Source organism: Undibacterium sp. MH2W, from assembly GCF_049340215.1.
In the GTDB taxonomy this organism is placed as follows: domain Bacteria; phylum Pseudomonadota; class Gammaproteobacteria; order Burkholderiales; family Burkholderiaceae_D; genus Undibacterium.
The window spans coordinates 172,853-193,513 of the sequence record NZ_JBMPPA010000003.1; the positions used below are offsets into that span (position 1 = coordinate 172,853).

Consider the following 20,661-nt stretch of genomic DNA (forward strand, 5'->3'; position numbering starts at 1 on the left):
CATGACTAAGCAAGGCAACGCCACCGAACTCTCCACATTGGCAGATGTTGGATTATTACATCACGTGATCAATTTTTCGCGTGAGGCCGTTGTCGTGTTGTCTGAAGATTCACTTGTGATCGTTGAATTGAATCAGAAATCTTGTCAGGTGTTGGGTTATTCGCGCGAAGAATTATTAGGAAAAGAAATTTCTCTGATTGAGTGTTCTTTGCAAGATGTCTTTTTTTGGGATGATATGCAGCAAACATCCGATCGTACGGGGAACAGGATCGCGGATAGCGAGTGGCTTACGAAGGACGGTGTTGTGATTCCGATGGAAAAGCGCGTCAGTTTTTTTGGGACCGATGCTCGGGGTTTTTGGATCATCCATGCCGAAGACATTACTGCACGGATCCGTGTCAACCAAGAGCAAATCCATCTCGCTTCCCAGTTGCAGAGCTCATTGGAGGCGACGGCAGAGGGCATTTTATCGGTCGATTTGCGTGGTAACGTCATCAATATCAATCACCGCTTTATTTCAATGTGGCATTTAACGGATCAGGTGCTCATCGGGCGTCACCTTGATCTTATCGTTTCATCAATCATTTCGCAAAGCGTGAACGGGTCGGTGGTGGCGACAAGTTTAGAACGAGTCAACGCAGAGCCAGATGTCGAAACGGCCGATCAAGTGGCATTACTCGATGGCCGCTACGTTGATGTGGTCTCTAAGCCAGAATACTACCGCGACCAGCTTATTGGTCGTGTAATTAGCGTGCGTGACATTACGGCGATGAAGCAAGTCGAACACAATCTCAAAGAGATGCGCGACCTTGCCGAGTTAGCCAATCAGGAAAAGTCGAAAATGCTTGATGCCGTGCGCTTGAGCGAATCGCGCTTGCGACGGCTAGTGAATGCGAGTTTGGTTGGTATTATCGAAGGAAGTGGTCAGGGACATCTCATTGAAGCCAATCAGGTGTTATTGACCTTACTTGGTTACGACAGAGTAACGCTGGAAAGAGGCCAGTTAAATCTATTTTCGATGATGCTAGAAGCGTCGCATGCCGTGTGTCATGCTGCGTTTCATGAAATCGATGTTGGTTATCAGGCGACGCCTTTTGAATCGACACTCATCTGTGCCGATGGAAGTCTGGTGTCGGTAATGATCGGTTTGGCGAGGTTGGAAGGGACGGAGCATGGTTGGGTTGGTTTTGTTCTAGATCTGACCGAGCAGAAGAAGGCCGACAAAATCAAATCGGAGTTTATTGCCGTTGTTAGCCACGAGTTGCGGACGCCATTGACGTCGATTCGCGGCGCACTTGGGCTGTTAGAACATAGTATTGGAAAAGATTTACCCCCGAAGTTAATGCAGTTATTAAAAATCGCCCATAAAAATAGTCAACGACTCGGGGCCTTAGTCAATGATTTACTTGATATTGAGAAACTCGTTTCGGGGAAAATGAGTATAAGCAGTGATAGGGTTGACCTCGTTGCTTTGGCGCAACAGGCAATGGAGTTCAACAGTGCTTATGCGCAGCAATTTGACGTTCGTTACTATATTGAAGATCACCCCAAGAGTGCGTGGGTTATCTGTGACGCCGATCGAGTGATGCAAGTTTTTGCGAATCTATTGTCGAATGCAGCAAAATTTTCTCATCCATCAGGGATGGTCGCTATCCGGATTCTCGATCGGGACGACATGTTCAGGGTAGAGATTGAAGACCACGGACAAGGTATTCCGTCGCACTTTCACGATCAAATTTTTTCTAAATTCGCGCAAGCCGATGGTGGCAACACGAGGAAGCAGGGCGGTACAGGATTAGGTCTCAATATTTCTAAAACATTTATTGAAAAAATGGGCGGACAGATTGGATTTGAAAGTAGAGAGGGAGAGGGGAGTGTGTTCTGGTTTACACTGACGGCTGCCGTCCGACGTCTGGATGAACGTTAGGACGGCTGCGATGTGTCAATGGTGATCACACTTTGTTAAACTCAGATAAGGCGATAACAATAGGATCAATGACAGATGCCCAATCACCTTGTGTTTTTTGCCGGAACAATCGGACAGTCGGATACCATGGACTCTTATCAGTGTCGTACATCCACCGCCAATCAGGGGCAAATGGAAGCATGACCCAGACGGGTTTACCCATCGCCGCGGCAAGGTGAAGAATCGAGGTGTCGACCGAGATGACGACGTCGACGAGTTCAATTAAGGCAGCAGTATCGCTAAAAGTTTTAATGTCAGGGCGATGCACAATCGTATTTTCAAGGCGATCAAGGAACAAACGACCCTCTTCGTTGATATCCTTTTGAAGTACGACGAACTCCGCATCAAACTCAACAATTTTCTTTAGGTGTTCAATGTGCACCGAGCGGTTGTGATCGTTGGTGTGTTTTGGATTGCCTGACCAAGTGAGCCCTACGCGTAATGGGCGACGACGTGCTCCAAGTTCTCGATCCCATTTTTCTAGATACGCTTTATCGCAGTGTAAATAAGGAACCTTGTTTGGTATCGTCTCAATCGTTGTGCCAAACGCGAGGGGAAGACTCATTAATGGGCAGTAATAATCGTGCGGCGGTGGTGGGACATACTCGGTGATGACATGGGTTACGCTAGGAATTGTTTTAAGCTGTTGCATGAGTTCAACCTGCGCGCTAAACACCACGACGATAATTCCTTTTGGCTTGGCGTCGGAAACAAGCTTCACATAACGGATAAATTGGAACGTATCGCCAAAACCTTGTTCCGCAGCAAGCATAATGGTTTTGTTGGTGAGGCTATCAAGCCGTTTCCATCGCGGACTTGTTGAATTAATTTTACCAAGACCCAATCGCTCTACCTGCCAACGGCTTTCAAACTTTGGCCAGCCACGTTCAAAATCGCCTTTCAAAAGACGTATGATCGATTCTTCGAACGCTGCGTCGATATAACCTGGGGAAAGTTCTTGTGCTCGTTCTAGGAGTTGGAGTGCCTTATCGAAATGGTTGATAGACAAATAGACTGCAGCACGGTTGTAACACAGTCCAGGAGTCTCTTTGATTAACGCCTCAACTTGATCGTAGCAAGCGAGCGCCTCATGCGCCCTTTGTAAAAAAGCGAGAGTGTTTCCGCGGTGCATATGCAAGTCTGGAAAGTCGGGATACAGTGAAATGCCTTGATGCGCGATGGCCTCTGCTTTTGGAAGATTGCGGTTGGAAAAAAAAGCCATGCAAAGATCACGATAAGCGAAAGGCTGTTGAGGATCGAGTTCAATCGATTTTTCAAAGAGTGAAATCGCGTTCTCATAATCTTTTTCATTCAACGCAATCGTACCAAGTAGGTAATAAGAATCTGCCACCTCTGGTGCCAGTTCTATCGCCGTCGTCAAGTAAGTTTCTGCCAATTTGTATTGTTTTAAACCGCAGTAGATATGGCCACACATGACGTGGGCTTTTGCCATTTGCGGATCGATGGCGATCGCTTGCTTGTATAAATCAAGCGCTTTCATCACGCTGCCAGCACGGATGGCGGTATCAGCTTCTTGTTTGATGGCTGCTGCGTCAGGTTGTTGTGACGCCTTTGCAGGCGAGGGCTGGCTGGTTGAAGAAACTAACTTTTTTAAAAATTTCAACATAGTGACCATTTATCTTGTTAGAGCCTAGTCATGATCATGGTCGTCATTTCATCGGCAAACTCACGATCAAAATCTGCTTCAATCAAGCGCCATTTAAAAGCATTGCCAAGCTGGGCTTTTTTGTAAATATTCAATGTATTTGTTTGTCTGAAAGCATCTACTTTTGTCAGAACCTTGGCCAGAACTTCTTTGCGTTTCGGCATCAATTTGTTCTTCTTCACCGCTTCTTGCGGCATTTTCTCGATAATAAACTCAGCGAGTGAGACGCCAAATGCTTTTGCTGCCGTTGCATCAAACCAAGTGAACATAGTCAGGTATTTAAAAAAGTAGAAGGAAATGCGTAGGCAGGTGTCTCGACACTTTTCAAAAATGCGAGCGAGCAAATTGCCTACACGAATGTTATTTTCTATTTTACTACACGGGTACAGAAGAACATCGTCATGAAATGACAGTTTGCGCGAGTCAACAATAGCAACATGATCAATCCGCTACAACGCATTGACTTGAGGAGATCTGCGGCGGAACCGATGACATAGCCACCTAGCGTAAAATCAAGAAACAGGGCGGATAACGGCAGGTAGATATTTTGCGCAAAATTCTGGCGGCATTCTTCTCGCTTTACCTGAGCTGATTTCAATACAGACCAAATCCCATTGGGCTCTGAAAATAACGGCCTGATCAGTCTCGCGGATCAGTTGGAAGCGCCGGCGCATGTTCAGTTTTTCATCGGTATCTATTAGCCATGTTGCGAGTAAAAGCTTTTCCCCTAAGGTCGATGGAAGAAGATAATCGTATGCGGCGTGTCGGATGGCCATTGCGCGATCGAGACGCTGGTAATCGGCTAATCCGAGTCCTAGTGCCTCAGAATGGGCCCAGCCAATCGCTTCACACCATTGCACATACACTGCATTATTCGTGTGATGAAGACCATCGATGTGCGTTGCATCGGGAGTGCATTGACGTAAAAAAGGGGACGGGTAATCCCAAGCAAATTGACTCGCTACTGGGAAAGTCGTGTCATTCATTCTGCATTTACTCAGTTTTCACTCAGACCTTGATCACTGCATGTATTTCGATTTCGACTTTGTATTCTGGTCGGATCAATTTTGCGCCAATGGTCGTTCTGGAAGGCGTAAAGCCTGGGGCAACCCAATCGTCCCATACGGAGTTCATTAATGCATAATCCCCAACAGAGGCGAGGTAGATTCGCGCTGAGACAACGGACCGCTTATCGCCACCTTCTTTTTCTAGCAGACGATCAATAAACATCAGAATTTCACGGGTCTGACCAGTAATGTCAAGTGACATGTTTTCGGCCACTTGTCCTGAAAGATAGAGTAACTTTGCGTCTCCCAAATGTACAGCGGTCATTTCGCTGAAACGCGGGCCGACTTCATGCCTGACGATTTCCATACTTTCTCCGTTATTTCAATTGCTTAGGACGCGGCTTTGGATGTGGAAGCCTGATCGTCTCGATGTTTCCAGCCGCCACCGAGCGACTGGATAAGCGCCACAGTATCAGATAATCGGTTCGCCTGTGCCTGAACCACATTCACTCTTGCTTGTTGGTAAGCTTGCTCTGCTACCAAGAGCGTTGCTGTACTGATGTCGCCTAAAGCAAATTGTTTTCGAGCGATTGTAACGCTCTTGAGGCTCGCCTGTTCTGCCTTATATGCCGCTGCATAAGCATTGGTGTCGTGGTCGATGGCTTGCAGCGAATCGGCAACGTTCTGAAATGCGCCGAGTACCGTAGAACGATATTGTGCAGCAGCTTGGTCATACGCTGCTTGTGCTGCCGCTTGTTTATGTTTCAATGCGCCGCCATCGAAAATTGGCTGCGTGGCATTGGCTGCAAGATTCCAAAATGCGCCACTGGCCTTGAACATATCCGAGAATTTCTCTGCTGCAGACCCATAGTTGGTCGCTCCAATCGAAAAATTAGGGAGCCGCGCCGCTGTGGCAATCCCAATTCCCGCACTCGCTGCTTGCATTTGTGCCTCTGCTGCACGTACATCGGGACGTTGTTCAATCAGAGCGGATGGCAAACTGAGCGGAAGTTCTGATGGCAGTTGCAGTTCGTTTAATTCGAACGTCGGGATGCCTTCTTCGTTCGGATAGCGACCGGCAAGAGCGAAAATCAGATCACGTTGAATAGCGAGTTGCTTTTCTAATGGCGGAAGCAGTGCTTCGCTGGCTGCAAGCGTGGCTTCTTGCGCCGCCACATCCGCTTGCCCAAGCTGACCAAGGGCGAGCTGGCGCTCAAACATGCTTAACAACTTTTTCTGACTGGCGATGACTTCTTTTGTTGCCTGTATTTGTCCACGCAACATGGCCTCTTGAATAGCCGCGTTTGTCACATTGCTTGCGAGCGTCAGATAAGCGGCCTCTAACTGGAACCGTTGATTCTGTTCCAATGCCACATCCGATTCGACTTGGCGTTTATTGGCACCGAAAACGTCGATGGTGTAAGAGACAGATACTTCGGCTGTCTGAACGTTGTAGTACGTCGCCCCAGAGGCAGCAGGGCTGGCAAGCGGTTTTGCTACGCGCTGCCGGGTGGGCGAATACGAACCGGTGATGCTCGGAAAATAAGCAGCCTCTTGCGCAGCTGTCGCTTCTCGGGCACCTCTTAATGCTGCTTTCGCTGCTTCAATGGTGGGGTTGTTCTTCAGACTCGCGGCAACAAGGGCATTTAATGCTTGGTTGTGAAATAACTCCCACCATTCAGCGGGAATATCTCGGCCAACCACCAGCGCTTGGCGTTCAACGCCGGCGTCGCGTTTTGCCTCAGCATTCGCTGGGACATAAGTGGCTGGTAGCGTCTGTGAAGGGCGCTGATAGTCTGGACCCACTGCGCATCCACTCATGCCAGTAGAAATGGCGATCAATAATGCCGCCGCACAGGGCGTCCGATGAAATGTCATGACAGGTAAAGAGAGGATCTTCATTATCGACGGTGCCTTGAATTTTTATTTTCTTTGCTTTCGACAAAGCGTTCTAACGCAAAATAAAATGTCGGCAAAATGAATAAGGTCAACAGGGTGGAGATGATCAGTCCTCCAACGACGACGGTTGCTAAATCGCGTTGGACGTCTGTACCCACGCCGGTTGCTAACGCTGCAGGCAGCATACCAAAGGAAGCGACGGTCGCCGTCATGAGCACTGGACGTAGACGCTCGGCTGCGCCCTTGATCACTGTATCGTGAAGTGAGAAGCCGCTACCGCGAACACGTCTAAAGTTGGCGACCATGATAATACCGTTTTGAACGGACACGCCAAACAGTGCAATGAACCCCACTGCAGTGGCGACGTTGAGTGTCTCACCTGTCAAGTGAATGGCAATTAAACCACCAAGTGCAGCCAAAGGAACGACGCCTAATACGAGGATCGCCTGACGCAATTTTCCGAATTGGAAAAACAGCAGCACGCCCATGACCAACAACACGACGCCCAAGATCACCGTCAGACGTTGTTGCGCCCGTTGCTGGTTTTCAAATTGGCCAGCCCATTCGAGGTGGATCTTTTCTTTATTGAATTTGACTTCGGTATCGATGCGTTTTTGCGCCTCTTCGAGGTACGACGTTAAATCGCGACCACGGTTATCGATTCGCACAGTGACTTGACGTTGGTTAAACTCATGCGAAATCGTACTTTCGCCCGATTGCATCTGAATTTTAGCAACCTGAGAAAGAGGGATCTTTGCACCTGTTGAGCTGTTCAAGAAAAGGTTCCCCAGCGATTCAATGGTATTTTTACTCTCTTTCGGGAATTTGACGGTCACATTGTAGGTGCGATCTTCCACAAAAACAGGAATGACAGGTGTGCCGCCGATTCCGGTTTGAATCAGGTTGGCAATATCTTGTGCATTGATCCCGAAACGAGCAGCAGCCTCACGATCCACTTTTACTGCGATTTGTGGAATCGGTGGTTCTTGAAAGAGTGACGCGGACGCTGTTCCTCGAATCGTTTGCAAAATATCGACGATTTGATTGCCAATCCGACGGTTTTCTTTCAAATCCGCGCCATACACCCGGAGTACCAACGGGCTATGCGCGCCGCCGATCGCGTCGTTCACACCATCAATAATCGGTTGGCTGATACCGATCGAAAACCCCGGCATCGCCGCGAAGCGTTTTGTCAATTTGTCGATGAACTCGGCCTTAGTTTCGTGATCGGGCCACTGTTCGTAGGGTTTTAAGCCGACTGGAACCTCAATATGGGATGGCGTCCAAGGATCAGTACCATCATCGCTGCGTCCGAGTTGCGTCACCACATAAGAAATCTCGGGGTATTCACGCAATGTTCGACGCAACTCGGCCGCCATGTCATTGGCTTTGTCTAGCGATAGTCCTGAAGGCAATTGCACCTGAAGCCACAACGCCCCTTCGTCTAGCTCCGGTAAAAACTCCCGTCCGGCACTTGCCCCAAGCACGAGAACAGCTGCCAGTGCGATTGCTGCGGACACATAGGCGATGATTGGTCTGTGTAAGAGCACATCCAGTGTCGCGCTATATTTCTCAGTGAGCCAGACTAGCGGCTTGTTATGGAATATCTTTTGCGGTTTACGTAGCGCAGCAAACGCTAAGCCCGGGATTAAAACGATAGAGCAAATTAAAGCGCCTAATAATGCATAGCCGACGGTATAGGCCATGGGCGTAAATAGCTTGCCTTCAGCACGCTGAAAGGCGAACAGTGGCAGGTAGGCAGTGATAATAATCAATGTCGCAAAGAAAATCGGACTTGCGACCTGACTGACTGTTTCGAGGATATCCTCTTCATTGAGTTCCACATCAGGTGCTTCTTCGCGACGCCTGAGAATAGCCTCCATGACGACAATCGCACCGTCAACAATAATGCCAAAGTCGATCGCCCCAAGCGAAAAGAGGTTGGCAGGCATTTTGGTGGCGTACATGATGATGAAAACGGTGACCAGTGCGATCGGAATCGCAACCGCTGCCACGATGGCACTGCGAGGGCTCCCAAGAAACAGAATCAAGACGATACAAACTAAACCAATGCCTTCGATGACGGTATGTGAGACCTTGTGAACAGTTAATTTCACGAGATCGTCACGGTCAATGTAAGGCACGATCTTGATGCCCATCGGATCGAGACGTTTTTGTAATTCTTCCACTTTCGCGTGAACACGCTCAAGCACTTTGGAAGGGTTTTCGTATTTCAGCATCAACACGATACCTTGGATGGTATCGGGATTGGCATCTTTTCCGAGAATACCTTCGCGTTCTTGATGGCCAAATTGCAGTTTGCCGAGATCGCGCACAAGCACAGGAACGCCATTGCTCTGCGTAACGACGACTGCCCCTAAATCATCGAGTGAGTGAACCTGTCCAATACCACGGACCACATAGCTTTGCTCACCGCGGGCAATACGTCCGCCGCCAGCGTTAGCGGTATTGGCGTTGATGGCATTCACGACGTCGTTCAGAACGACGTTATACCGTTGTAATTGGCTAGGATCGAGTTCTAATTGGAACTCCTTGGTGAATCCGCCAAAATTATTGACGTCAGCAACACCGGCGACTTGCTTAAATGCGGGTGTGACTATCCATTTTTGGGCTTCGGACAGTTCCATCAGATTTTTCGTATCTGATTCGAGCGTGTAGCGGAAAATTTCCCCGGCCGGGCTCGATATCGGACCGAGTGTTGCCTGGACCCCAGTGGGGAGTGTTACCTGCGCAATGCGCTCATTGACCCGTTGACGGGCAAAATAGTCATCCGTTCCATCTTGAAAGACGAGCGTAATTAACGACAACGCAAATGTACTACTCGAACGAGTCGCCACGACGCCGGGCGTATTGCTTAACGCACGTTCTAAAGGAATCGTAATCTGTTGCTCGATTTCTTCTGCAGCCAGTCCCGGTACTTGCGTTGTCACCTGCACAGTCACATCACTAATATCGGGATAGGCTTCCACTGCCATCTTTGTCCAAGACAGATAACCGTAAATACTTACCAGAATCGCAATCACCCAAGCAAGGTGACGCCTTCTGAAGCAGAGAGCAAGTAACTGATTAATCATTGAGCAGCACTCCTCCGCTGACGACTACTTTGTCGCCTTGAGACAAGCCGCTGATAATCGCGACGGAATCAGGTTCTTCGTTGCCTACGATGACGGTTCTACGGATGAATGTCCATGGTGCTGTTTCTACGAAAACGGTAATGCTATCGTTATTCATCAGTAAGGCGGACGTAGGAACGCGAACCTGCTTGGCTTGTGGAATAGCAACCGATGCCGTGGCAAACATGTTTGGTTTGAGTAAACCGTCTTTATTGGCGGTGACAATCCGTGTTTTATTGCGCCTCGTATCGGCTTCCAACATCGCGTTGACGATATCGATCTTTCCTTTGATGATTTTTCCAGGATAGGCTGCAAGCCGGATATCGACAGACTGTCCTTTGGCGATGGATTGAATTTGTGATTCCGGCACGTTCGCAGTAACCCATACACTGTCGAGGTTTGATATCGTCATAATGGCTGCCGTCGCATCGTTGATGTAGGCACCTGCTGCATTATTGATCGCAGTGATCGTGCCGCTGACAGGAGCGACGATTTTTAATGCATGTGATTTATCGTTGGTTTTACTGTCAACACCCAGTGCCGATAGGCGAGTTTCTGCACGTTTTGCTTCTGCTGCCGCTTGCGCGTAATTACTTTCGAGTTGCTCCAAATCTTTCGCTGCGTTGGCGCCTGCCGCGTTGACACCTTTTCCTCGGGTAAGAGCAGCTTTGGCTAATTCAAGCGCATCTTTTGCCTTTTCAGCATCCGCATAAGCTTGGGCCACGTCTCCTGAATGAATGACAGCGATCAGTTGACCTTCTTTGACAACATCACCCAATTTGACTTTCACCTCGGACAGGCGTCCGGTTAATGGCGGCAAGACATTGACGGTATGGCTGGGATCAGCTTCAACAACGGCGGGGAAGGTGACCAGATGTGGAATGTCTGCCATTGCTACTGTGGCCACTTTCAATCGCGTACGGAAAGGCGATTTTTCAGGGACGACTATTTTTTCACCTTGACGCACCAAGAGGGGTTCTGGTGTCGCGCCTTTGTTGCTTTCTGCAATGGCGGACGAGACGCTGAGCAATGCGCATAAGCTGATCGTCGGTATGAGTACCCAACTGGCTATTTTAATATAACTTTTGCGGGGGAGTGTGTGCAAAGAAGAGAACGTTGTTTTTATGGTTTTGATTGCAGAGTTGCGCATGCAATGACTCCTGGTTAAATACTCGCCTTATTTATCATTCTTCCCCGCGTCCAAGCAGAAATAAGGATGATGCTGATGTGTTTCTTGTGTTCATCGGAACAAAGCCCCTGAAACTAAAATTTGCACATTGTTACCAATGTAGAGTAGTTCCTTGACTTGTTGATGACATAAAAAGAGCTGTGGTACTGCCTTTTCGAATTCAAGTTGATATTATCGCGTCGTTTTCACGTCGCGATGCGTGAAACGGAGGACGTGTATGATTTCCCCGTCGCTGTCAGTAGATAAATCCAATGTTGACCGATTTGGCGCACATTATAGGCGAGACGTTGTTATTCTTTTAAACGAAATATCAAATTAGTTTTCGTAACGTATCCTTCTTATGATTTATGTAAGATAGACTTGTCGTTTTTTTCTAACACTTTCTGATGGCAGGCCATGGCAGAACATACTGTTTCTAAGTTTTTTCCCAAGAAAATCGTCCGAAATCAGGAACAGACCGCGATTCAGGTCGCAACGAACCGTGTCATCGTTGTCCAAGCAAACGCTGGGGCTGCAAAAACGACCACGTTGGCGCTACGAATAGGTGAGGCACTTGCCAATCACGTGCCTCCGAATAAAATTCTTGCCCTCACATTTACCTCTGCGGCGCGCGATGTAATGCGTTCGCGTCTTTTGGAGCTTGGCGTTAATTATAAGATCGTCAATGACATTCAACTTTTCACCTTTGAAGAGTTTTCGTCAGCGATCTTAGCTCGCATTGAGGGCGAAAAAGAGGGGAGTGAAACTAAAAAAATCGGCCAGAGCCGTCGTGTCAAACCCTACGTTGTCGAGGCATTGCATCATGTGGCTCAATTCTATGCGCACAAATTAGATTTTCTGCAAATTGAAACACATAACATTGCCATTGCCCAATTTATCGAGGCACAGTTAAAGCTCAAGGCAATGATGGTTCTGGATCCCTACTTTGATCTCGATGAACTAGAGAGTGTCTATATCCAATGGGGTGTGACAGCGACAGCTTATTTGACCGCGATAGAATACGAAAGAATCCGTCGCGGCAAAAAAGACAATCCCGTGTTTCGGGCGGAGTTCGATGCGACCTATGATCTCGCACAGTATTTACAGAGTGATCCCGGGATGGGGCAGTATTTGCCCGATTACCAATTGGTCGTTTGTGACGAGTTACATGATCTGAATGAAGCGGCATTTTGTATATTGAGGCACGTGATTGCTGCTGAACGGCGGTGTTTCTTTGTTGGGGCGGGTGATGAACATCAAGTGATTCATGCCACGCTGGGAGCGAGTCGAGAATTCTTAGAAACACGGTTCAAAGCGGCTTTCCCGTCGCTGAAGGTGTTGCCACTATCGATGACCTATCGCCATGGGCCTCATCTCGCGTATGCAATGCGTGAATTTACGGGTAAGAAGATTGATTCACTTGTATCGATCAACACAGAAATCGATGTACCAACTTACGATGATCTTCCGCACTCTGTTGCGCAACGCGTTGTCTCTTGCTTGCAAAAATGGGTAACAGATGGGCACTCGCTCGATGATTGCGCCATTTTAATGCGAGATAAAGATCAGTCTATCGAGATCGAGAATGCCTTGCGCATGGCCAAGCTTGCCTACAAAACCCCCGCGATGGCAAGTTATTTACAATGGGATGAAGTGCTCTTCTTACGTGGAATCATGGCGATTCTTCTCAATGACCTGACATCGATAAAAAGTTATGAGGTACGCTCAGGCGTATTGGACGCATTGGCGACATTCGGCGATCTCCGAATTCCTGATCGTGATTTGGAGAGTGCGAAATACACGGTGGCAAAAAATCCCGAGCTTATTTTTGACTTTGCCAATAAATACATTCATGAGTCGACGTTATCTCATGTCAGAGTGTTAGCGGACTTGCTAGTGGATCTGAAAAAGAGCGTGCAAGCATTGACGGCAGCAGCACTGTTAGAGCAGATTGTTCAGCGGATGGATTTGTACGCTGCCGCGAGGCGGATTTTTTTGCGCCCTTATGACGCGAGTGTTGTGGAAAAAGCGATTTCAGGACTGATTTCATTTGCGCGGGAAACCGGAATGAACCTGCAGCAATTCGCCCATGGATTGAATGAGGCAGAAACATTTGCGACACGCCAGCGTGAAAAAAATGTCGTGACGCTTGATACCGTTTCTAATGTGAAAGGGCGAGAGTTTGAATATGTTGTGATGCCTGGATTGGAAGTGAGAAGATTTCCCAATCCACTTTTTGATTTGCAGGATGAGCGTCATTTATTCTATGTTGCTGCGACGAGGACAAAGTCTCGTTTAAGCCTCCTGGTACCCGCTGATCCAGTAAAACAAAGTCCTTTCATTGCTGCGATGCGCTTGAATGAATCGAAGGCGGAAGCGAAGACGGCTCTTTCTCGCAATGTTGCTCAAGGCAATACGCCACCGCCAGTGGTGCGGCAGTATCTGAAGGTGCCGTTCCATGAGAAGGATCAGGCGAAGGCATTGGGTGCGCGTTTCGATCTGGCCAGAAAGGCGTGGTATGTAGAGCCAGGCGTCGATATCAAAGCGTTTTATGCGTGGCTATAAATACTCCTGTCGCCTTGTTGACGACGGTGTTGGGTCATGAGCCTTGTCTTGACATCTGTCATGACCAGTGAATAGAGGTAGGGTGACGAAGTGGTGTGGAAAAAATTAATCGCGTGGCTCAGTGGGACGGCCGCGATGCCCTTGGTGGCTTATCCGATGATCCGCGAAGTAACGCCGGAGATCGAAACGTCGATCTTGTCCATGTGTATGTGGGGCGGGGCTTGGGTGGTGTGTAGTGCTGCTTTATGGTTTTTTGTTCAACGACATGTTGATTAATTGCTTACGTCGCCAATCACATCTTATTTGGCGTGTACCATAAGCTCGGATCATCGGTTGGCGTCATCGTTGGTACAAAAGGGTTACTCAGTTTAATTAAACGTCGGCCTTTCAGATTAAGCTTTTCAATGGCGGGCATGTTGTATTTGTAAAAAATGGCGTCAAAGCTGCCGTCCTTGCGCATCATTTGTAAGCCCGCCTCAATTCGCTCTCGAAGAAGCTGGTCTTTTTGGTTGAAAAAGAAATAGAACGGAAATTGGTAATAGAGTAATAAATTTTTCTCAATGACCAAATCTGGGTAGGCGATGCGAAACCGCTCATACTCTCCCAGAATTTCACCAACGCCACGCGGGAAAAAGTCGAATCGTTCACCCGCGAGCATCTTGCTGAGCTGCCCATAGGGTGCTTGAACGACGTTGATGTGATGGGCCTGATAGATGCTATTGTCAAACCAATCGATTCCCTGACCCACGGTGAATTTCCTCAAGTCTTCTTCCGACTTGATTTGATCAAATTTGCTTTGGTCCTGTTTTCTGATGAGTGCTACACGGTATCCAAGAAGACCTTTTCTGAGTGGTATGCGAATGACGGAGAATTTTTTCTCTAGCTCTTCGGATGTGGGGTTCCAAATAATATTCACGTTGTGATGATCTCGCGCCAACTCCTCGATCGAACGCTTTTTAGGCGCGATACTATCGCTTGGCCCACACTCAAACGCGCCGTACTTGGCTTTCGTTTTCTCTAGCGCCGTTTGTAAAATTTCAATCACATCATTAAAACGCGCGTCGTTTTCTACCTCGCCAGCAGGGTAGATTACCTTTGTCGTCGTAGCAAAGATAGGTAGCGCGGTGCCAACGATGCATAGGATGAAGAAAAACTTGATGAGGCTCTGCTCGGGCTTCATTTTAACTCCATGTCCAACGGCGGAGTTCGTGTAAATGCATCATCTTTGGTCGTAGAAAAATATAAAATAAGAAACAAACGAACGATCAGCCCCGCAACCATTCATCAAAAAATAAAATAAGGATGGTGCACACCTTCAATAGAACAGTTGCTCTCTCTTTTTATCGAAAGCAGATGTACTATGGAACCGGCAATATTGCTGGTCACTTGTGTCAAGCGTATGACCTTGCATTTATAAAATAATACCGTACGTCAACTTCGTTGCTATCATATCTTACTGTGATTTTATCGTCAGCAATGTTAAACAATGGGGAATTTAGATGAAAGATGAGATTGACAAAGCAATGGGGCCAAACACTCAGTTGGTTCACCATGATTACACTGCACCTGCTGGGTTTTCAGCGTTTCCTGTCGCTATTCATCATGCATCGACAGTTCTGTTTGATAACCTAAAAGCGATGCGCGCTCGGAGCTGGTTAGAGAAGACATCCTACACCTATGGATTACATGGTACGCCAACGAGCTTCACGCTGGAGGCGCGCCTAGCTGACATTGAGGGAGGTAATCACTGCCTCCTCGCTCCAAGTGGACTGTCTGCGATCACCCTGATTGATCTCGCGCTATTGCAAAGCGGTGATGATGTGCTGATCCCAGACAACGTCTATCATCCGAATAGAGAGCTGGCGAATTGGCTCAAGACTAGTTTTGGCATTAGCGCCCGTTTCTATGATCCGATGATCGGTGCTGGCATTCGAGATCTGATTGCACCGAATACGCGTTTGATTTGGACTGAAGCACCTGGATCTGTGTCGATGGAAGTGCCAGATATTCCGGGAATTTGCATGGCAGCGCACGAAAAGGGTGTGCTGGTGGCGCTTGATAACACATGGTCAGGTGGAATTGCTTTTCCTGCTTTTGAACATGGTGTGGACATTTCTATGCAAGCTCTTACGAAGTACCAAAGTGGCGGCTCCGATGTGCTCATGGGCGCTGTAATAACGCGAGATGCCGCCTTGCACGCCAAATTGCAGACCGCCCATATGCGCCTTGGATTAGGCGTCGGGATGGACGACGTCTACATGGTGTTGCGTAATCTCCCTACCTTAAAGCTACGGTTTGATGCGCACGATCGATCTGCAAGACAAGTTGCGAAATGGCTATCGGGGCGGCCTGAGATCAGCAAGGTGCTTCATCCGGCATTGGAAGATTGCCCTGGACACGATATCTGGAAGCGTGACTTCAGTGGCGCAGGTGGGTTGTTTTCCGTACTCTTTCATCCACAGTATACCGAGGAACAAACGGACTATTTTGTTGAAAGTCTAAAGCTTTTTAAAATTGGATTTAGCTGGGGCGGGGCGCATAGTTTATGTGTTCCATACAGAATCGACAAAATGCGCGATCAATGGCGAGATACGGGTATTTTGGTTCGGTTCAATATAGGTCTCGAAGATGCAGAGGATTTGATCAAGGATATCGAACACGCTTTGGACGGTATGAGAGCTTATGGGATGAAATAACGTCGTCACTACCTTCGTCATTAAATTCGCCATTAAATTTGTCACTGAAGCCGTAAAAAATAAAAAAGGGAAGATGACTAAGTCACTTCCCTTTTATTTTCTCAATGATGTACCACCGAGGGTGGTACGTACATCTGAGGTTATTTCATCGATGCTTGATGTGAGCGATTAAGCAGACAACAATTGACGTAAAACGAATGGCAAGATACCGCCATGTTTGTAGTAGTCAACTTCGATTGGTGTATCGATACGCAACAATACTTTCACTTCTTGTGATTCGCCGTTAGCACGGTGGATAACCAAAGTAACTTCTTGCTGTGGTTTGATATCGTTTTCGATACCTTTCAAGTCGAAAGACTCTGTACCAGTGATGCCTAAGGAGTCAACACTGTCAGCGCCGATGAATTGCAGAGGCAATACACCCATACCAACCAAGTTAGAACGGTGGATACGTTCGAAGGACTTAGCGATCACCGCTTTTACGCCCAACAGTTGTGTGCCTTTCGCTGCCCAGTCACGTGAAGAACCTGTACCGTATTCCTCGCCGCCGAAGATCATGGTCGGTGTACCTTCAGCAATATACTTCATCGCTGCGTCGTAGATCGCCATTTGTTCGCCAGTTGGTTGGAACAATGTTTCGCCGCCTTCAACGCGGGAACCATCTTCCTTCGCTGGGATCATCAAGTTTTTGATACGAACGTTAGCGAATGTGCCGCGCATCATGATTTCATGGTTACCACGACGTGAGCCGTAGGAGTTGAAATCTGCTTTCAGAACGCCGTTTTCTTTCAACCATTTACCTGCTGGGCTGGATTCTTTGATTGAACCTGCTGGAGAAATATGGTCAGTTGTGATGGAGTCGCCGAATACGCCCAATGCACGTGCGCCTGTGATGCCAGTCGCTGCTGCTTTTGGTTCCATTGTGAAGTCAGCAAAGAATGGTGGCTCAGCAATATAAGTGGAAGTAGGCCAGTTGTAGACTTCGCCTTCTGCCACGCCTTTGATGTTTTCCCACAGTTTTCCTGGTGCGCCTTTAACGTCAGCGTAGTTATCTTTAAACGTTTTGGAGTTCATCGCGAACTTCATCAGTTTTTGGATTTCTGCGCTTGTTGGCCAGATGTCGCCCAAGAAAATATCTTTACCTTTAACGCGACCAACTGGTTCAGTCATCAGATCTTTCGTCACGTTACCAGCGATGGCGTAGGCAACAACCAATGGTGGAGACGCTAAGAAGTTAGAGCGGATGTTCGGGTGAATACGCGCTTCAAAGTTACGGTTACCAGACAATACAGCGGCAGCAACGATGTCGTTAGCGACGATTGCTTCGTTCATTGCTGGAGTCAGATCACCTGCATTACCGATACAGGTAGTGCAACCATAAGCAGTAACGCCAAAGCCGAGTTTTTCCAAGTATGGCAACAAACCAGCTGCTTCCAGGTATTTCGTGACAACGCGAGATCCAGGCGCCAAGGATGTTTTGATGTGTGGAGCAACTTTCAAACCAGCTTCAACAGCTTTTTTCGCTAACAGACCAGCTGCCAACAATACGCTTGGGTTGGATGTGTTCGTGCAAGAAGTGATCGCTGCGATCAGTACGTCGCCGTTTTTCACTTTCACGTTGTCGCTGTTAGTGTAAACCGCTTCCAGATCTTCAGCTTTTTTATTGAAGCCGTTTTCGGATGTTGGTTTGGAGAACAGATCAGCGAACGTGGATTTAACGTTACCGATTTCGATACGATCTTGTGGGCGCTTAGGACCAGCTAAGGAAGGCGCAACAGTGGACAGATCCAGAGAGATTTCTGTCGTGTAGTCGATGTCGCCTTTTTTCGGAATACCGAACATTTTTTGGGCTTTGAAGTAGCCTTCGAATGCGTCGATTTCTGCTTTAGTACGGCCAGTGCCTTTGAAGTAATCGATTGTTGCTTCGTCAACTGGGAAGAAGCCCATTGTCGCGCCGTATTCTGGTGCCATGTTCGCAATGGTTGCGCGGTCTGTCAATGACAGGGAACGTGTACCTTCGCCGAAGAATTCAACAAACTTACCAACTACTTTTGCTTTACGCAGCAATTCAGTAATCGTCAGAACCAGATCCGTTGCAGTACAGCCTTCACGCAGTGCACCAGTCAAATTAACACCGACAACGTCTGGTGTCAGGAAGTAAACTGGTTGACCCAGCATGCCTGCTTCAGCTTCAATACCACCAACACCCCAACCTACAACGCCGATACCGTTAATCATTGTCGTGTGGGAGTCAGTACCAACCAGTGTGTCTGGGTAGTAAACGTCATTCTTTTTCGCGTCTTTGACTTTGTGAACGCCGCGTGCCAAATATTCCAAGTTAACTTGGTGAACGATACCAAAGCCTGGAGGTACAACGCCGAATGTGTCGAATGCTTGCATACCCCATTTCATGAACTGATAACGCTCGTTATTGCGTTCGAATTCCAGTTTCATATTCAGATCGAGTGCTTTCTTTTCACGGAAATGATCGATTTGAACGGAGTGATCAACGACCAGGTCAACTGGGACCAATGGCTCGATGTTTTTTGGATTTTTGCCTTCTTTCGCTGCAACGTTACGCATCGCAGCCAAATCAGCCAACAGAGGAACGCCAGTAAAATCTTGCAAGACCACGCGAGAAACGACGAATGGAATTTCATCCGTACGAGTGGCAGTTGCACCCCAGTTAGCCAACTGCTTGACGTGTTCCTCAGTAACCTTTTTGCCGTCGCAGTTACGCAGAACGGATTCCAGAACCACGCGAATGGAAACTGGCAGGCGAGAGATTTTTACACCCAGATTTTTTTCCAGCGCTGGCAAAGAAAAGAATTTACCTTTCTTTGTTTCTGAAATTTTAAAATCTTTCAGGGTTTTGAATGCATCGTGATACGCATTTTGGCTCATGGCTATTCCTTATTTACAAAAATCAATGATCAAATGAATGCTTGCTGTTACTTCTTGTTGAGTTCTACATCCTCATACCGTCGACATCTTTGGTAAGTGGTGTAAATGCTTTTGCTCAAGGTCGTACTTATTTTGTTACAGGGGTGGCGTCTGCGGGTGCTTCGGCCTTATTTGCTGCGGTTGCTGCATCTGCCATCATTGGTACTGCGCTAGTGCATTCGTTGGCAAGTTGCTGACCTTTACGAGAGTCAAGCAGCAAACCTTTGGCTGGAATACCAATCCAGATAAATCCCGCTTTCGGGTTCTCGAATCGATATGCGCCTGTCGTCGTGTCTACGCGGTGCATGATGTACAAATGCTTTTTCCAACGCATGGCGATATGATCAATATTATCGCCGTGTGTGTACATTGTGAGTGAATTGCCGAGCTCACAAGTGTATTCGTAATTTTTATCTTCGCGAACGTCTGGTTCGATTTCGTCAGGTTCTTGAGGTGCGGGAGCTACCGCTTTTTTGGCTTTGCTCGATGTTTTTGTTTTGATCGGTGCAGGCGCGTTGTCTGCATTTGCAGCGAGTGGTGCAAAAACAAAGCTGCCCGCTACCATGATGCCGGCAAGGCGGGAAAAAAAGTGGTTCATTCGAGGTCTCCTTCAAGTAAAGCAGTTGCTGTTGTTGGCAGCGTCAATGCGCAGGATTGAGCGCGTTTTAAAATCGTCCAGAAATAACGGTAACTGGCGCGATCGTGTAATTTTCCAGCGTGTTGAATCGGCGCCCAATTGTTTTGTTGGGCATGCGTCAAAATTTCAATGGCGGAGGTTATTTCGTCATGCTGTGGAGCCATGACCTGCACAATATGATTAATTTGTGCTGGATGAATGCTCCACATGCGTGTGTAGGCGAACTCGTTTTTTGCACGGACGGCGTCTTGACTGACGACGGAAAAATCGCGGATGTCGGTAGTGACATTATGTGATGGCACTTTTCCAAATCGATGGCATGCAGCAGCGATCTCGAGCTTTGCTTTCGCAACTAACGGATGTTCGAACTGATGAGGAGATTGCATTGCCGACGAAGGAATCGCACCATAATGCGATGATACAAAGTCCATAATGCCAAATGAAAGACACTCAACTTGAGGCAGGGCGGCAATGGCCATCACATCAGCGAGTGCGTCATGCGTTTCAATCAATACATGGACGGGTAAGTTGCTTCTCCCAGCTGAGAACGCATAATCGTTGATTTGGCGGATTGCATGATCCACTTGCACCGCTGAGCTTACTTTGGGCAATACGATGTACGCCAAACGTTGAGCGGTCGCTGGGATGATGAGGGATAAATCTTGCTCAAAGGCGTCGTGCTGGATATCGTGCACGCGAACGCCAATGCGTGAAAATTGGTTGTTGTCGCTATTAAGAAGTTCGCTGACCAACTTGGCATGGCTAGCTTCATTGCCAGTTGCTGCGCCGTCTTCACAGTCAAAGGTAATATCAAAAGTGGGACCCAGCTGTTGCTGTAGTTCCATTGATTTACGCATTAACTTTTCCGAGCCTGCATAGTGATCACAAACCGGTAAAAATGCCGGCGTTAACTGATCTTGAAATAAGGCGCGGGATGGATGCATCAGGTTTGAATAATACGGTAAAGGAGGGCGAACAGT

The 20,661-nt window shown here is 47.8% G+C and carries 15 protein-coding genes; 4 read left to right on the forward strand and 11 right to left on the reverse strand.

What is annotated here, in order from left to right; genetic code table 11:
* The first annotated feature begins 1 nt into the window (after position 1).
* On the forward strand, positions 2 to 1,927 hold the full coding sequence (locus ACO0K2_RS08780; protein ID WP_423017804.1) for a PAS domain S-box protein: 1,926 nt from the start codon (positions 2 to 4) through the stop codon (positions 1,925 to 1,927).
* A gap of 25 nt (positions 1,928 to 1,952) precedes the next feature.
* Here ACO0K2_RS08780 and ACO0K2_RS08785 read toward each other — a convergent pair whose 3' ends face one another.
* The 7 genes from ACO0K2_RS08785 to ACO0K2_RS08815 all read right to left on the reverse strand — a co-directional run bounded on the left by ACO0K2_RS08785 (position 1,953) and on the right by ACO0K2_RS08815 (position 10,822).
* Entirely contained in the window at positions 1,953 to 3,593 is a 1,641-nt protein-coding gene (locus tag ACO0K2_RS08785) for a tetratricopeptide repeat protein (RefSeq protein ID WP_423017806.1), read from the reverse strand.
* A 17-nt stretch (positions 3,594 to 3,610) separates the two neighbouring features.
* Positions 3,611 to 3,976 (reverse strand): hypothetical protein, encoded by a 366-nt coding sequence (locus ACO0K2_RS08790; protein WP_423017807.1) that lies wholly within the window; start codon positions 3,974 to 3,976, stop codon positions 3,611 to 3,613.
* A 168-nt stretch (positions 3,977 to 4,144) separates the two neighbouring features.
* Positions 4,145 to 4,618 (reverse strand): acyl-CoA thioesterase, encoded by a 474-nt coding sequence (locus ACO0K2_RS08795; protein ID WP_423017809.1) that lies wholly within the window; start codon positions 4,616 to 4,618, stop codon positions 4,145 to 4,147.
* A gap of 22 nt (positions 4,619 to 4,640) precedes the next feature.
* Entirely contained in the window at positions 4,641 to 5,006 is a 366-nt protein-coding gene (locus ACO0K2_RS08800; RefSeq protein WP_423017811.1) for a RidA family protein, read from the reverse strand.
* 23 nt (positions 5,007 to 5,029) lie between these two features.
* Complete coding sequence (locus tag ACO0K2_RS08805) at positions 5,030 to 6,541, reverse strand: efflux transporter outer membrane subunit (RefSeq protein ID WP_423017813.1); 1,512 nt, start codon at positions 6,539 to 6,541, stop codon at positions 5,030 to 5,032.
* On the reverse strand, positions 6,541 to 9,633 hold the full coding sequence (locus ACO0K2_RS08810; protein ID WP_423017815.1) for an efflux RND transporter permease subunit: 3,093 nt from the start codon (positions 9,631 to 9,633) through the stop codon (positions 6,541 to 6,543). The genes ACO0K2_RS08805 and ACO0K2_RS08810 overlap by 1 nt, the downstream gene beginning before the upstream one ends.
* Positions 9,626 to 10,822, reverse strand: coding sequence for an efflux RND transporter periplasmic adaptor subunit (locus ACO0K2_RS08815; RefSeq protein ID WP_423017817.1), 1,197 nt, complete (start codon positions 10,820 to 10,822; stop codon positions 9,626 to 9,628). The genes ACO0K2_RS08810 and ACO0K2_RS08815 overlap by 8 nt, the downstream gene beginning before the upstream one ends.
* Before the next feature lie 435 nt (positions 10,823 to 11,257).
* On the opposite strand from ACO0K2_RS08815, the gene ACO0K2_RS08820 reads away from it, so the two are divergent.
* Together ACO0K2_RS08820 and ACO0K2_RS08825 are read left to right on the forward strand one after the other, a co-directional pair.
* The gene (locus ACO0K2_RS08820; RefSeq protein ID WP_423017819.1) at positions 11,258 to 13,405 is read left to right on the forward strand and encodes a UvrD-helicase domain-containing protein; all 2,148 of its coding nucleotides are present in this window, start codon (positions 11,258 to 11,260) and stop codon (positions 13,403 to 13,405) included.
* A gap of 95 nt (positions 13,406 to 13,500) precedes the next feature.
* Positions 13,501 to 13,641 carry a hypothetical protein gene (locus ACO0K2_RS08825; RefSeq protein WP_423017821.1) on the forward strand — a complete coding sequence of 47 codons (141 nt, stop codon included), beginning with the start codon at positions 13,501 to 13,503 and terminating at the stop codon, positions 13,639 to 13,641.
* A gap of 56 nt (positions 13,642 to 13,697) precedes the next feature.
* On the opposite strand, the gene ACO0K2_RS08830 is transcribed toward ACO0K2_RS08825, so the two are convergent.
* Positions 13,698 to 14,585, reverse strand: a complete 888-nt coding sequence (locus tag ACO0K2_RS08830) for an amino acid ABC transporter substrate-binding protein (protein WP_423017823.1) — start codon at positions 14,583 to 14,585, stop codon at positions 13,698 to 13,700.
* A 319-nt stretch (positions 14,586 to 14,904) separates the two neighbouring features.
* Here ACO0K2_RS08830 and ACO0K2_RS08835 point away from each other — a divergent pair, with 319 nt between their 5' ends.
* Complete coding sequence (locus tag ACO0K2_RS08835; protein WP_423017825.1) at positions 14,905 to 16,101, forward strand: cystathionine beta-lyase; 1,197 nt, start codon at positions 14,905 to 14,907, stop codon at positions 16,099 to 16,101.
* Between the two features lie 168 nt (positions 16,102 to 16,269).
* Here ACO0K2_RS08835 and acnA read toward each other — a convergent pair whose 3' ends face one another.
* The 3 genes from acnA to ACO0K2_RS08850 form a co-directional block, all read right to left on the reverse strand.
* Entirely contained in the window at positions 16,270 to 19,005 is a 2,736-nt protein-coding gene (gene acnA, locus ACO0K2_RS08840) for an aconitate hydratase AcnA (RefSeq protein ID WP_423017827.1), read from the reverse strand.
* A gap of 127 nt (positions 19,006 to 19,132) precedes the next feature.
* Entirely contained in the window at positions 19,133 to 19,642 is a 510-nt protein-coding gene (locus tag ACO0K2_RS08845) for a hypothetical protein (RefSeq protein WP_423017829.1), read from the reverse strand.
* On the reverse strand, positions 19,639 to 20,625 hold the full coding sequence (locus tag ACO0K2_RS08850) for an HpcH/HpaI aldolase/citrate lyase family protein (protein ID WP_423017831.1): 987 nt from the start codon (positions 20,623 to 20,625) through the stop codon (positions 19,639 to 19,641). The genes ACO0K2_RS08845 and ACO0K2_RS08850 overlap by 4 nt, the downstream gene beginning before the upstream one ends.
* Positions 20,626 to 20,661: the final 36 nt, after the last annotated feature.